The 14256-nt window shown below is 69.4% G+C and carries 8 protein-coding genes and 2 pseudogenes; 5 read left to right on the top strand and 5 right to left on the bottom strand.

Annotated features, from left to right (window positions below):
* The first annotated feature begins 69 nt into the window (after window positions 1–69).
* The gene (locus ABZ721_RS14680; protein ID WP_358788984.1) at window positions 70–909 is read left to right on the top strand and encodes an alpha/beta hydrolase; all 840 of its coding nucleotides are present in this window, start codon (window positions 70–72) and stop codon (window positions 907–909) included.
* Between the two features lie 105 nt (window positions 910–1014).
* On the top strand, window positions 1015–1848 hold the full coding sequence (locus ABZ721_RS14675; RefSeq protein ID WP_358788983.1) for an alpha/beta hydrolase: 834 nt from the start codon (window positions 1015–1017) through the stop codon (window positions 1846–1848).
* An 878-nt stretch (window positions 1849–2726) separates the two neighbouring features.
* Here the strand turns inward: ABZ721_RS14675 and ABZ721_RS14670 are convergent.
* From ABZ721_RS14670 to ABZ721_RS14660, 3 genes and pseudogenes are all read right to left on the bottom strand, one after another.
* Window positions 2727–3832, bottom strand: a pseudogene (locus tag ABZ721_RS14670) (putative PEP-binding protein); the annotation flags it as partial.
* A 64-nt stretch (window positions 3833–3896) separates the two neighbouring features.
* The gene (locus ABZ721_RS14665; RefSeq protein ID WP_358789082.1) at window positions 3897–4778 is read right to left on the bottom strand and encodes a universal stress protein; all 882 of its coding nucleotides are present in this window, start codon (window positions 4776–4778) and stop codon (window positions 3897–3899) included.
* A 366-nt stretch (window positions 4779–5144) separates the two neighbouring features.
* A pseudogene (locus tag ABZ721_RS14660) lies at window positions 5145–5582 on the bottom strand (pyruvate formate lyase family protein); the annotation flags it as partial.
* Between the two features lie 260 nt (window positions 5583–5842).
* Between ABZ721_RS14660 and ABZ721_RS14655 the strand changes: the two are divergent.
* Window positions 5843–6373: a GNAT family N-acetyltransferase gene (locus ABZ721_RS14655; protein ID WP_358788982.1), complete on the top strand. Its 531-nt coding sequence runs from the start codon at window positions 5843–5845 to the stop codon at window positions 6371–6373.
* Window positions 6374–6637: 264 nt separating this feature from the next.
* Entirely contained in the window at window positions 6638–8485 is a 1848-nt protein-coding gene (locus ABZ721_RS14650) for a PAS domain S-box protein (RefSeq protein ID WP_358788981.1), read from the top strand.
* Window positions 8486–8548: 63 nt separating this feature from the next.
* Here the strand turns inward: ABZ721_RS14650 and ABZ721_RS14645 are convergent, their stop codons facing one another.
* A complete protein-coding gene (locus tag ABZ721_RS14645) occupies window positions 8549–9619 on the bottom strand; it encodes a zinc-dependent alcohol dehydrogenase family protein (RefSeq protein ID WP_358788980.1) in 1071 nt (356 codons plus the stop codon).
* Window positions 9620–9887: 268 nt separating this feature from the next.
* The gene (locus ABZ721_RS14640) at window positions 9888–10652 is read right to left on the bottom strand and encodes a GAF and ANTAR domain-containing protein (RefSeq protein WP_358788979.1); all 765 of its coding nucleotides are present in this window, start codon (window positions 10650–10652) and stop codon (window positions 9888–9890) included.
* 617 nt (window positions 10653–11269) lie between these two features.
* On the opposite strand from ABZ721_RS14640, the gene adhE reads away from it, so the two are divergent.
* Entirely contained in the window at window positions 11270–13921 is a 2652-nt protein-coding gene (adhE, locus tag ABZ721_RS14635) for a bifunctional acetaldehyde-CoA/alcohol dehydrogenase (RefSeq protein WP_358788978.1), read from the top strand.
* The last annotated feature ends 335 nt before the right edge of the window (window positions 13922–14256 follow it).

Below are 14256 nucleotides of genomic sequence, written 5' to 3'. Positions count from 1 at the left end.
AACGCACCCGCCCCTTCACCGGTACGGCCCGCCCCGGGCCGACCGCCACACCACGAAGGAACATCACCGATGCGCATCACCCCCCTGACCCGTCCGAACCGCCGCGTTGCCCTGCTCGGTGTCGCCGCGACCGTAGGGTTGTCCGTGGCGGCGGCCACCTTGCCCGGCGCGGCCGCGGCATCGCCGCACGCCCCGCACCGTCCGACGATCGTGCTGGAGCACGGAGCGTTCGCTGACGCCGCGAGCTGGGACGGGGTCGTCGCCCGGCTGCAGCGTGCGGGATACCCGGTGGTATCCGCCGCCAACCCGCTGCGCGGTCCCGCGACCGACGCCGCTTACCTGCGCAGCGTCGTCAACCACATCGACGGACCGGTGGTCCTGGTCGGTCACTCCTACGGCGGCACCGTCATCAGTCAGGCCGCGGCTGGCCTGGAGAACAAGGTGAAAGCGCTCGTCTACATCGCCGCGTTCCTGCCCGACACGGGCGAGAGCTCCCTCGGACTGACGAACAAATTCCCCGGCAGCACCCTCGGCCAGGCAATTGAGTCCGTCGACTACACGCTGCCCGACGGGAGCCGGGGCGCGGACGTCTACATCCAGCCGGAGAAGTTCCGCCACCAGTTCGCCGCAGACGTGCCGGCCGACAAGGCCCGGCTCATGGCGACCGGGCAGCGGCCGGTCGCCGCCGCCGCGCTGGAGGAGAAGTCGACGCAGGCCGCCTGGAAGACGATCCCCTCCTGGTCGCTGATCACCACCGAGGACCTCAACATCCCCGTGGCCAGCCAGCGCTTCATGTCGGCTCGCGCCAAGGCGCACATCACGACCATCAACGCGTCGCACGCCGTGTCCGTCTCCCGTCCCGAGGCCGTGACCCGCATCGTGGAGCAGGCGGCCCGCACCGTCCGCTGACCGAGCCGACTGCCCTTCCCAGCCGGCTCACCGCCGGTCACCCCACCCGTGTCCGCCAGGACACCGCACCACCCCCGCACCTCACCCCGAAAGGCAGCACCCCTCATGGCGTTCATCACCGTCGGCCAGGAAAACTCGACCGACATCGAGCTGTACTACGAGGACCACGGCACCGGACAGCCGGTCGTCCTGATCCATGGCTACCCGCTCGACGGCCACTCCTGGGAGAAGCAGTCCGCAGCTCTGCTGTCGGCCGGCTACCGCGTGATCACCTACGACCGGCGCGGGTTCGGCCGTTCGAGCCAGCCCACCACCGGTTACGACTACGACACCTTCGCCGCCGATCTCAACACGGTCCTCGAGACCCTCGATCTGCACGACGCCGTCCTGGTCGGCTTCTCCATGGGCACCGGCGAGGTCGGCCGCTACCTGGGCACCTACGGCTCCGCTCGGATCGCCAAGGCCGCCTTCCTCGCCTCCCTCGAACCGTTCCTCCTGCAGACCGACGACAACCCCGGCGGCGTCGACGGCACCATCTTCACCACCATCGAAGACGCCGTCACCGCCGACCGCTACGCCTACTTCACCGCGTTCTACCAGGACTTCTACAACCTCGACGAGAACCTCGGCACCCGCATCAGCGAAGAAGCGGTGCGCCACAGCTGGAACGTCGCCGCCGCCGCCTCCGCGTACGCCTCCTTGGCCTGCGTCGCCACCTGGTCAACCGACTTCCGCGCCGACCTGCCCAAGATCGACGTCCCGGCCCTGATCCTGCACGGCACCGCCGACCGCATCCTGCCCATCGAAGCCACCGGGGCACGCTTCCACCAGGCGCTGCCGCAGGCCGACTACGTCGTCATCGACGGCGCCCCCCACGGGCTGCTGTGGACTCACGCCCACGAAGTCACCCAGGCCCTGCTGGCCTTCCTGGCCAAGTAGCCGACCGCTCCCCCTTCTGGGACCTGGCACGCAGGCCCCTGACGCGCAGCAGCCGCGAACGGCCTGGTCCGTTCGTCCGTGGCTCTCGCCGACGGTGCCGGGGCCGTGCACTGCACCCCGTCGTCGCTCTCGTGACGGCGGGGTGCACCAACGACCCCCGGCGACCTGGGGCTTGCCCCTTTCGCGGATGGCTGCGCCTATGCGGCGTCGAGGACGGCGAGCTGCGGCTGGACGGCACGGCAATCCGGGCCCGACGACCCCGAGCGAACGAGCGACCAAACAGCCCTGCAGACCAAGGAGAACTGCGACGTGTTCGAACCGTGCGCCCCAGATCCGAGCCACGGTCGACCCAGGCTACCGCGGCCTGGCGGAGCAGTTCTCGACCAGGCCTACCCCCCCCGGCTCACCGCGCAGAAGGGCGCCAAGCCGACAGACATCGCCGCCAGGGACGCGGCCCGCCATCAGCAGTCCTCGGAGCGCCTCCACGTCGAGCACGCCAACGCCGAACACCAGCAGTGGCGAACCCTCCAGCGCTACCTCAAGCGCCGCGAGGTCGTCGACGCCACCTACGCGCCCGTCGCCGCCCTGGTCTCCGACCACGCCGCCGAGAGGTCGGCACCCGCCAGGCCAACACGCCCCGACCTCCTTCGTGCACCGGGCCGATCTGCCGCGCTGGCAGCACGTCTTTCGAGGCGAGCAGACGGTCCATCAGCTGATGGACGACGGCTGGGGCCGCGACCCATTAGCTGGGGGCACCCTTACGGCGCCGCTGCTGCCTCAGCGACGGTCACCTGGGGCCATGCCACCAGCATGGTGTGCGCGGCGAAATGCGTGCCCTGGCTGCCGCAAGCACGGCGCGTGCAGCACCTCCATGGAACTCAGCGCGGCTGGTCAGGGGACGCGGCGGCATCCCCGGTAGCGGCTCTGGGCTCGTGCTGGCCCTGATCGGCGACCGGCAGGGCCTGGTGTGCCACGACATGGGCGGCCACCTCCAGCAGCGGGCGATGGCGGCGGGGCCGGGCGCCCAGTACGGCCTGGGCGTCAGCGACCGCAATCCGGTCGCGGCTGGCCAGCACGCCCGCGGCCTGCTGAACCACCAACCGGAACCGCAGCCTTGCGTGCAGCTGGGTGACCGAGTCGCCGCAGACGCCCACTCTCAGGCCGGGGCGAGCAGCGCGGCCCTCTACCACGGCGATCTTGACCAGGCGGCCCACCCCGTCACGGTCGAGGGTCTCGAACGGTGAGGTCGGGAAGATTCCCCTGTCGAGGTAGGTGGAGAAGAAGGCTGCCTCGACGTCGTCGCGGGAGAAGCCCCAGGTGGTCTGGGTCAGGTCGTTGGTGCCAAGGAGAAGAACTCCGCCGCCTCCGCGATCCGGCCGGCCGTGAGCGCTGCGCGAGGCAACTCGACCATGGTACCGATGGGACACTGCACATCCGTACCGGTCTCTTCGGACGCCGCGGCCAGGACATGTTCCACCGCGTCCCGGATAATGCGGAGCTCCTCCACCATGGCGGTGAGCGGGACGGTGATCTCCGCTTGCGGGTCCCCTCCGGCACGCTTGCGCTCGGCGACCGCCTCACCGACGGCCCGTACCTGCATGGCGACCAGCCCGGGCACCACCAGGCCCAGACATACGCCACGCGGGCCCAGCGCCGGGTTCTCCTCATGGGTGCGCTCGACAGCCGCCAGCAGCCGCACGTCCCGGTCGTCCGGGGTGTCACCTGCCGATACGATGCGGGCGATGCGGACAGCGAGTTCGGTGTGGTCGGGCAGGAGCTCGTGCAGCGGCGGGACGAGCAGCCGAATGATGACCGGCAGGCCGTCCATGGCGACCAGGATTCCGGTGAAGCCGGCCCGCTGGAGCGGCAGCAGCGCTGCCAGGACGGTCTCGCGCTCGGCGTCCGTACGGGCCAGGATCATCGCCTCGACCAGCGGGCGCCGTTCCCCGAGGAACCTGTGTTCTATCCGGCACAGGCCAATGCCAAGACGACGGGCCGTGTCCACGCACCGATCGGCAGGGTCGTAGTTTGCCGGGAGGGCCCCACCGCTATCGAGCTGTCGAAGCAGTAACCCGCGATGCGCGGTCTGGCCCCGTGGGAACGATAACCACAGGACAGTGCGCATGGTGCAGTAGAGCCGTGGTGACGGGCCCCAGTTGGGGTCCCAGACGGACTGGGCGTCGGTGAGCGGCCACCACGATGACAGCGGCGTTGCACGTAGCCTGCAGCAGTGCGTGTGCCGGGCCGGAGCGAACCGCACTGGTCAGTACCGGAACACCCGGGTACCAATCCCGCAGCGCGGCCACGGCGCGTTGCGGCACAGCGGTCTCGTTCCGTGAACGACGGTCGATGTCCTCCTGCACGCGCCGGGTGGGGAGGGGTTCAAGGCCGGCCGGTGCCAGGTGCCGGTAGGTCCAGGCATGCACGACTCGCAGCGGTGATGCGCGGCGTTCGGCCTCGGCGAAGGCGTAGGCTGCCGCGTCGGTGTCGTCGTCGCTCTCGATGCCCAGCAGCACGTCGCTCCCGGGGCCCATACCGCCTGAGCGTGACACCTGATCGCCCCGCACGACCAGCAGCGGGCTCACCGTGCGTGCTGCCATCCGCAGGCTCACCGATCCGAGCAGCAGGCCTGCGAAACCTGGCAACCCGCGGGTCCCGACGACAGTCAGAGCAGCGTCGCGGCCTCGGCGCACCAGGACCTCGACTGCGTCGCCGACCACCGGTATGGCCCTGACCGACAAGTCCGGATGCCGCTGCCCCACCCGCGCGGCAGCGGACTTCAGGGTTGGTCCGGCCTCATCGATGTCGCTGACGGCGAAAACGATCTCCAGGTCCGTTCCCTGCCGTACGGCCTCTGCCGCTGCCTCATCCAGCGCTCGCATGGAGACGATGGAGCCGTCAACCCCGACGACCACACGTTGAGCAGTCATGATCTCTCCTCCTTGAGTCTCGTGAAAGGGGACTTCGCCGTCCTGCCGCACGGCTCTCGACCATGCGCAGGCCGTGGCTCCGAAACTGACCCCGCACCCGGTCGGCCACCTCGGAGGACGGTGTCGAGTCGGCGCGGAGCAGGAACGGGATGCCCAGGGCCTCGTACTTGGCGGTGCCGAGCTTGTGGAACGGCAGGACGTCGACGCATTCGACGGTGCCCACCCGGCGGCGAAGGCGGCCAGGCCGTCGACGGCCGCCTCGTCGTCGGTTCGGCCGGGAACCAGCGCGTGCGCCGGACGAAGGTGACCGCGGAGCCGGAGGCCCGGACGGTCCGCGCCGGATACGCCTCCCGGGTGCTCCATGGAAGCGTCGAAGACACCCTGGTTGTGGGTCTTGCGGGAGGTGCCGAAGACCCGGGAGACGAACGGGTCGGGCTCGAAGCCGTAGGCGCGCAGCCCGCTCTCCGCAGAACGCCGTTGGGGGCGATCGCGCGCTTGAGCGGGACGTCCGTCCGCCGACCCACGATGAGCTCGCGCTCCTGGTCGATCCACCCGGGCCCGCGCGGTAATCGTGGACGGGGTGGCGGCATCAACGTCCAAAATGCCCTTTCGGCGCTCCTCGGCGCGCAGGTCGGACACCGTCTCCCACACCGTGCGGGTGCGTTCCGTCGGGCCGGCCAGGAACGCGGCGTCGCCCTCGTAGGGCGTGTAGTTGTCCTGGATGCAGGCCCGCACGTCGATCCGCCGCTGCCAGCCACGACCCGAGAATCCTCGCCACGGATCGGTCACAGGCTGGGTGTCCATCCCGATCATCTGCGGCATGGCGTGTCTCCTCATCGGTATCCGGTGACCGCGAAACGCCGCCCCTGGCAGGAACCGTCGCATTGGCAGCACCGCACGAACCAGGGGCGGTTCGGCCCTGGTGACGGACGATCGGCCCCGGTTCCTGGCGGGCGGGAACACAGGGGCTGAACGGCCCGACCAGGCCCGCTCAGCGCCTGTGGACCGCCCCTGGCCAGCCCGGATCGTGGGACTCCGAACCCCTCGGGCGGGAAAGGTCCGTCATGACGCCCACCGCGCACCGCGCCGCGACGATCCACGCACCGCTCAGCGACGGCCGGACGGTCGAGATCCGCCCCGCCGGACGCACCCCGGTGCTGCGGTGGTACGAGGGGATGTCGTCGGAGAACCAGCGGCTGCGCTTCTTCGGTGTGAGCCGGCGGTCAGGACCGCAGGCCGCCGATCGGCCCTGCTCCGGCCCCCGGCGCGGCCACCACGCACTGATCGCCCGTTGCGACGGCGAGGTCGTGGGGGTCGCCGAGTACGAGAGCGGCGCCGACGCCGCCTCCGCCGAGATCGCGCTCGCGGTCGCCGACGCCTTCCACCACTGCGGGGCGGGCACCCTGCTGCTGGAACACCTGGTGCACGCGGCCCGGCAGGACGGCATCACGTCCTTCACCGCCGACGCCCCCGCGGAGAACCACCTCATGCTGAAGGTCGTCGCCGATCTCGGCCTGCGGACCACCCGCCGCTTCGCCGGCACCGAAGTGCGCCGCCCGGGCCGCGCATTCTGCCCGAGGAGGACATCGCCATGACCGAACGACCCAGCACACGCTCGTCGCCTACATCCGAACTGGGTACTTCGACTCCCCCGCTTGACCCGATTGAGGTGTCTGCCCACCGGAACAGCACGCCCCACGGCAAATGAACAAATTCAGCCATCCAAGGTCATGTTCGGTCGTCTCAAATGGGCGTGAAACAAGAAGGCTATCGTTCGTTAAATCCTGTACAACCTGTGCGGGCAAGAGAAAGAGGTCAGGATGCCGACGTCGGTACATGGCGGAAGTCCGGCCGAAGTCATGTTCCGCGCGCTACTGGAATCCGCCCCCGACGCCATGGTCATCATCGAGGACTCCGGAACGATCAGACTGGTGAACGCCCAGACGGAGTCGATGTTCGGTTACGCGCGCAGCGAGCTCCTCGGGCACCCGGTGGAGATCCTGGTCCCCGAACGATTCCACGGCAATCACCCCACGCACCGTCACCGCTACGCCGCGAATCAACAGGTGCGCCCCATGGGTGCCGGGCTCGAATTGTACGGACGCCGCAAGGACGGCCGGGAATTCCCTGTGGAAATCAGCCTCAGCCCCCTCCAGACGTCGGACGGGCTGCTGGTATCGGCCGCCGTCCGGGACGTCAGCGAGCGCAAGGCCGCCGAGGAACGCATCAACGAACTCGCGGTCCTCGTCGAGTCGTCCCAGGACGCGATCCTCGCCAAAACCCTGGACGGCACGATCACCTACTGGAACGCCGCGGCCCAGCGTCTCTACGGTTACGCCGCGGAGGACGCGATCGGCCGGTCCATCGCCATGCTCGCCCCACCCGAGTGCAAGGACGAGATCACCAGCCTCCTGGAACGGCTCGGCCGGGGCGAGCGCGTCGAGCACTTCGAGATGTTCCGTGTCACCGAGTCAGGAGTCCTGCTCGACGTCGACGTCACCCTGTGGCCGATCAAGGGACGTGACGGCGCCATCGTCGGCGCCTGCTCGATCGTCCGGGACATCGCGGATCGCAAGCGGGCCCAGGAGGAGCTCACCGAGCTCTATCGACAGCAGCGCCACATCGCGCTGACACTCCAGCACAGTCTGATGGGATCTCCTCCCGACCTTCCCGAGATGCAGGTGGCGAGCCGGTACTTCCCGGCGACCCAGGGGGCTGGGGTCGGCGGCGACTGGTTCGATCTCATACCGCTCGGCGGCGGCCAGGTGGGCGTGCTCATCGGTGATGTCATGGGACGTGGCCTGGAGGCCGCCGCCGTCATGGGACAACTGCGCTCCGCCGCCCGCGCGCTCGCCAAAACCGGGATCGCGCCTCGGCAGCTGATGAAGGCCCTGGATGCGTTCGTGGCGGACCTGCCCGACCAACTCGTCACCTGCTGCTACCTGGTGGTGGATCCGGACGCCGGTGAGGTGACCATCTGCTCGGCCGGTCATCTGCCGGTCCTGCTGGTGCATCCCGACGGCTCCGCCGGGCATCTGCCCGCACCTGTCTGCGTCCCGCTCGGGGTCGGCGGCATCCCCTACCAGCAGGCGTGCATTCCCATCACGGCCGGGTCCACGCTCGTGCTCTACACCGACGGCCTCGTCGAAACACCGCGCTCGGACATCGACGTGCAGCTGCATCTTCTCGCCGAGGAGCTCACCTCCGCGTTCCGGTCCGGAGCGGATTTGGAAGAGGTCTCGGACCGGGTCCTGGCAGCGCTCCGGCCGGACGCCGACGGACACGCCGACGACGTGACGCTGCTCTTGGCCCGCATCCCGGCGGCGCCGGTCGCCGCGGCCTCGACAAACGTCCCGGCCAAGCCGGTCTCGGTCTCCGCCGGCCGCCGATTCGTCATGGCCACGCTGAGCCGTTGGGGCTGTTCGCAGGTGGCGGAGTCGGCATGCCTGCTGACCTCAGAGGTGCTCACCAACGCGGTCCGCCACAGCCACCCGCGCGGGGCCCTCGGCCTGCGATTGCACCGCACCGCACTGGAGGTGACTGTCGAAGTCACCGACAGCAGCACCCACATCCCCTATCTCCGGCACGCGGAAATGGGGGACGAGTCGGGGCGAGGTCTCCTGCTGGTCGAAGCCCTGGCCACCGACTGGGGGGTCCGGCCCACCGACCAGGGCAAGACCGTATGGTTCACCTTGCCGTTGACGTGACCCGCCACCGCGCCCGCTCCGACACGACGGCCGCAGCTACGCCCATCTCCTGCCCTCGAACCTTCACACCACGCTGAGGGCGGCTGTCTCGTGGTACTTCCCCCGCAGGACAACCTTCAGCGCACCGGTGTGACCGGCCCGGGAGAAGACCTCATACGCCTCCTCCATCTGGTGGAGTTCAAAGGTGTGCGTCACGAGGGACGACGCCGGCAGTCTCCCGGCCGTCATCATCCGCAGCAAGGTGGGGGTGGAGTACGTGTCGACCAGCCCGGTGCGGATCGTCACGTTCCTGCTCCACAGATCCTCCAGGTGCAGGGTCGCGGGCTGGCCGTGCACGCCGACGTTGGCCACCCGGCCGCCCGGCCGCACCATGCGCATGCACATCTCGAAGCTCGCGGGCACGCCCACCGCTTCGATGACCGCATCGGCCCCGAGCCCGTCGGTGAGGTCGGCTACCAGCTGCTCGGGGTTGTCCGAGGCATGGACCACCGTGTCGGCACCCATGACTTTGGCTGCCTCCAGCCGTGCCGGAGCGAGGTCGACGGCGATGATCCGGCCTGGGGAGAACAGCTGAGCGGTGGCGATCGCGGCCAGCCCGATGGGGCCGGCGCCGATCACGGCGACGGTGTCGCCCGGACCCACGCGCCCGTTCAGGACCCCCACCTCGTACGCCGTGGGGTAGATGTCGGCCAGCAGCACGGCGTCCTGGCTGCTGACAGCGGTCGGCAGCGGGTGCAGGGACAGGTCCGCGAACGGCACCCGCACGTACTCGGCCTGCGTGCCGTCGATCGTGTGGCCGAGGATCCAGCCGCCTCCTCCACGGCACTGCCCGTACGCACCCTCCCGGCAGAAGCGGCAGCGGCCGCACGCGGAGATACAGGAGACCAGCACCCTGTCACCGGGGCGCACTGTACCCACCCCGCTGCCGACCTCGACGACCTCGCCGACGGCCTCGTGGCCCAGGACTGTGCCCGGTGCAACGTCCCGGACATCGCCCTTGAGGATATGCAGGTCTGTACCACAGATCGTGACAGCATCGACGCGGACGATGGCGTCGGTGGCGTCCACAATGCCCGGATCCGGAACGTCTGCCCATGCGGATTGCCCCAGGCCGTGGAAAACGAATGCCTTCATGATCGATCCCTTCGTCGATTACTCCGGCTGCTGTCTGAAAGCGCAGGTCAGAGCTGATCCTCCCTTCATGGCCTGTCAGCTGAATCCTGGCTCGAAAAGGAGTCGACCGCATGGGCCGGTCGGGCCCAGTCCAGGGGGCCCGACCAGCCCATCCCGGGCCATCTGCGGCAGGGCTTCGTCGCCAGCGGCGTTCAGGCACCTGAAGAACCGCGCTTCCGAGACCATGATCCGATCTTGGTCGGTCGATGCCCTGCCTGAGTCATGGCGGTCAGTCCTCGTCTGCGGCGGGCGGCGCGGTCGGCGGACTGCCTGCGTGGATGGGGGTCAGACGAAGTCGGCGGTCCACGATGTCCTGCGCTACATCGTTCAGGGGCCGCCCGCTGCCATAGGCATGCGCGCGCAACAGGAGGAGGGCCTTCGACACAGGCAGGAGGAGCTGCACGCTGATCATGCCGGTCGCCTGGTGGACGACGCCGTTCTGTATCTGCGGCAGGTACTCCGGTTGGAGGGCGGGTTCGCTACTGGTATCGGCCCCTTCGGTGACAGCCGGTCCGGGTGCTGCGGGCGGCTCACCCTTCAAGTACCGCAGGGTCAGGGCCGCAGCCAACACCAGGGCGTCTTCGGCCTGCTGGGCGCTCATCCATCCTGGGGCGCGGCGCACCGCCGTCAGAACCCCGACGCGGATCGCCCCGGTCGTGAGCGGAAAGCAGTAGACCGCGCGAATCTGCAGGTTCGACACCTCGAGACTCAGCGCCGGCCAGCGCTCGACACGCACCTTGCCCAGGTCCGGAACCCACACCATCGCCCCCGTGCGAACGGCGTCCGGCCCCGGTCCCTCCCCCACGATGTACTGCGTGTCCTCGAAAGACCGTGCTGCATCGCCGGAGCACCAGATCAGCTCGCTTTGATCGCCTTTGGTCGTCAACGACACCGACAGGCCGTCCACTTGCAGCGCCTCGGCGGCCGCCACCGCGACATCCGAACCGACCTCAAGGCCCTGCCCGGACTGCAGGAGCCCGACAATCTTCGCCACCCGATCACTGATCACCCGTGTTCACCCGACCCCCGCAGACGGTCCTGGCGCTCTGGGTCGGCACGGGACACCGGTCTGTGCGGCCGGGTCTGACTGCTCGCGCGCTACTGCTGGGAGCGGTCGGGACCTCGTGCCGCGGCGGCCGTCCCCCGGACCTCCACGCACCAGCACACGCTCATCCATACGGCCCGCTTTCACCCGTACGTCTCCCATGGCCAGACTCCCGCACGCGCACTCCGCCGACCATGGGCCGAACCGGCCCTGGCGCACCGGCCGAAGGTCCCGTTGCGCCCGGTTGCGACAGACGGCTGCCGTCCTTGCCCAGTGCGGTGAAGCGGCTCGGCGACCCAATTCACCCGCAGGCACCGGCTCGGACCGGCCGCCAGCCGTGCCGCCTTGTGGTGAGCAGCTCAGCCCGAGGGGCCCTTCGGCCCCATCGGTCCCCCTCGGGTGACCTTCAACCCTGGGACGAGGGCCGAATGGCCACCTGCACGACGAGACGGTGCGGTGCAGGCTGAGAGCGCCCGTGAAGTCCCAGACCGCTGCCAGCGCGGTTGTTCGCCACCTCTGCTCCAGGGAGCCGTCCCATGACCCCGTCGAAGCCGAACACCGGTGCCATGCCCGTTGACGCACACCCGCACACGATGCCGTCCCCGGCCGCCGGCCGGGAGGTCGACCTTCCGGTGAACGATCTGGTCGATGGAGCGCTCAAGGCGCTGGAGGCGTATGCGGATTTCACTCAGGAGCAGGTCGATCTCATCGTCAAGAAGGCGTCCTTGGCGGCCCTGGCCGCGCACACGGCGCTGGCGGCACTGGCCATTGAGGAGACCGGCCGGGGGGTCTTCGAGGACAAGGCCGTCAAGAACGTCTTCGCCTGCGAGAACGTCACCCACTCGATGGCCGCCATGAAGACCGTCGGCGTGGTGCGCCGCGACGAGATCACCGGCATCGTCGAGATCGCCGAGCCTGTCGGGGTCATCGCTGGGATCACCCCGGTGACCAACCCGACCTCGACGACCATCTTCAAGGCCCTGATGGCGCTGAAAACGCGAAACCCGATCGTGTTCGCCTTCCATCCCGCCGCACAGCGCTGCTCCGCGGCCGCGGCCCGGATCGTGCGCGACGCTGCCGTCAGAGCCGGTGCCCACGCGCAGTGTGTGCAGTGGATCGAGGAGCCCTCGGCGCGGGCGACAGCGGCGCTGATGCACCACCCCGGTGTGGCGACGATCCTGGCGACCGGCGGCAACGCGATGGTGAAGGCCGCCTACTCGTGCGGCAAGCCGGCGCTGGGGGTCGGAGCCGGAAACGTCCCCGCGTACGTCGACCGGAGCGCGGACCTCAAGCGCGCGGTGAACGACATCGTGCTGTCCAAGTCCTTCGACAACGGCATGATCTGCGCTTCCGAACAGGCCGTGATCCTCGACGACACGGTGTACGAGGCGGCGCTGGAGGAGTTTCGCGCGCTCAAGGCCCATGTCGCGAGCCCGCAGGAGAAGGCGGCGCTGGAGCAGTATGTCTTCGGGGTCGGGACCAGTCCCGACCGGGACTGCGCAGGTGCAGCGTTGAACGCCGCGGCCGTCGGCCGGTCCGCGGCCGACATCGCGCAGGCAGCCGGCTTCACGATCCCGCAGGACACCTCCATCATCCTCGCACCGGTCTCCTGCGTCGGCGACGGGGAGCCGCTGACCCGCGAGAAGCTCTGCCCGGTCTTGGCTGTACTACGGGCCGCGGACCGGCCGGAAGGGGTGCGGCTCGCCGCGGCGATGGTGGAGTTCCACGGGCTGGGCCACAGCGCCGCCGTCCACACCGAGGACGCCGCCTTCGCCGAGGAGTTCGGGCACGCGGTCAAAGCCTGCCGGATCATCTGGAACGCCCCCAGCTCCCAAGGCGGCATCGGCGACGTCTACAACGCCTTTCTGCCCTCGCTCACCCTGGGCTGCGGAAGCTACGGCCACAACTCGGTGGCGGGAAACGTCACCGCCTTCCACCTGCTGAACCTCAAGCGGATCGGGCGCCGCAACACCAATCTGCAGTGGTTCAAGGTCCCTTCGCGGATCTTCTTCGAGCGCAACTCCCTCACGTATCTGGCCGACATGCGCGGGGCCCGCAAGGTCGTCATCGTCACCGACCGGACCATGGTCGACATCGGCCATCTCCAGCGGGTCCGCAGCATCCTCGACCAGCGCACGACGCCGTGTGAGATCCGCGTCATCGACTCCGTCGAACCCAACCCCAGCATCGACACCGTCACCCGGGGAGCCGAGCTGATGCACGGCTTCCAGCCGGACACCATCATCGCGCTCGGCGGCGGATCACCGATGGACGCGGCCAAGGTGATGTGGCTGATGTACGAGCACCCCGACATCGACTTCGCGGACCTGAAGGAGAAGTTCTTCGACATCCGCAAGCGTGCCTTCACCTTCCCCGACCTCGGCGCGAAGGCCCAACTGGTGTGCATCCCGACCACCTCCGGAACCGGTAGCGAAGTGACACCCTTCGCCGTGATCACCGACACCACCACCGGCCAGAAGTATCCGCTGGCGGACTACGCCCTCACCCCCAGCATCGCGATCTGCGACCCGGCGCTCACCACCCACCTACCGCCGGCCGTCACCGCCGACACCGGATTCGATGCCCTGACCCACTGCATCGAGGCGTACGTCTCGGTCTACGCCAACGACTTCACCGATGGACTGGCCCTGCAGGGCATCCGGCTGATCTTCGACCACCTGCAGCGCGCCGTCACCGACGGCGCCCACGACCTGGTCGCCCGGGAGAAGATGCACAACGCCGGCACCATCGCCGGCATGGCATTCGGGTCGGCATTCCTCGGCGTGGTCCACGCGATGGCGCACACCCTGGGCGGGACCTTCGGCGTCGCGCACGGCCGCACCAACGCGCTGCTGCTGCCGCACGCCATCCGCTACAACGGCGGCGCCCCGGCGAAGGTCACCTCCTGGCCCAAGTACCGCCACTACATCGCCCCGGAGCGCTACCAGGCCATCGCCCAAACCCTCGGCCTGCCGGCCTCCACTCCGGAGCAGGGCGTCGAGTCCCTCGCGACCGCCGTCGAGCGGCTGCGCGACGCCGTCGGCATCCCGCCGTCCTTCAAAGCCGCGGGCGTGGACGAGACGGCGTTCCTCGACGCCCTGCCCCAGCAGGCGATGAACGCCTACGAGGACCAGTGCGCCCCCGCCAACCCCCGCATGCCGATGCTCGCCGACATGCAACAGCTCATGCGCCAGGCCTACTACGGCTCCCCCGCCTGACCCCCACCAGCTCACCTTGTGCTTCATCTGCCCCCACGGTCGGTTCGGGACCCGGCAGCGTTGGGACGCGGAGCCGAGCGACAGGTCCAGCGACCCGATCACGCCCCCCATCCCGGGCAGCGCCGACCGCGAGGGGGAACACCCTGGCCTGTTCGGGAACCGCCCCAGGTGGGATGTTCCGCGCCGCGCTGTCCTACCAAGTCGGTCGGCGCAGGGGGTGGCCACCACGCCCCGCACCGCTACCGGGGGCTGCGGTGATGTCCAAGCGCCGTCGACGACCCTTGCCTGCTGGACGACCGCACCCCGTCCCGGAGCGCAGCACGTGGCTGCGCGGG

The sequence above is a fragment of the Streptomyces sp. NPDC006733 genome (assembly GCF_040636125.1).
Taxonomy (GTDB): Bacteria; Actinomycetota; Actinomycetes; order Streptomycetales; family Streptomycetaceae; genus Actinacidiphila.
This window is presented reverse-complemented; position numbering and strand designations above follow the sequence as displayed.

Bases quoted from the DNA above. Each gene is read 5' to 3' on its own strand.
- ABZ721_RS14680 (WP_358788984.1), top strand. From the start codon at position 70: ATGCGCATCACCCCCCTGACCCGTCCGAACCGCCGCGTTGCCCTGCTC.
- ABZ721_RS14675 (WP_358788983.1), top strand. From the start codon at position 1,015: ATGGCGTTCATCACCGTCGGCCAGGAAAACTCGACCGACATCGAGCTG.
- ABZ721_RS14665 (WP_358789082.1), bottom strand. From the start codon at position 4,778: ATGACTGCTCAACGTGTGGTCGTCGGGGTTGACGGCTCCATCGTCTCC.
- ABZ721_RS14655 (WP_358788982.1), top strand. From the start codon at position 5,843: ATGACGCCCACCGCGCACCGCGCCGCGACGATCCACGCACCGCTCAGC.
- ABZ721_RS14650 (WP_358788981.1), top strand. From the start codon at position 6,638: ATGTTCCGCGCGCTACTGGAATCCGCCCCCGACGCCATGGTCATCATC.
- ABZ721_RS14645 (WP_358788980.1), bottom strand. From the start codon at position 9,619: ATGAAGGCATTCGTTTTCCACGGCCTGGGGCAATCCGCATGGGCAGAC.
- adhE (WP_358788978.1), top strand. From the start codon at position 11,270: ATGCCCGTTGACGCACACCCGCACACGATGCCGTCCCCGGCCGCCGGC.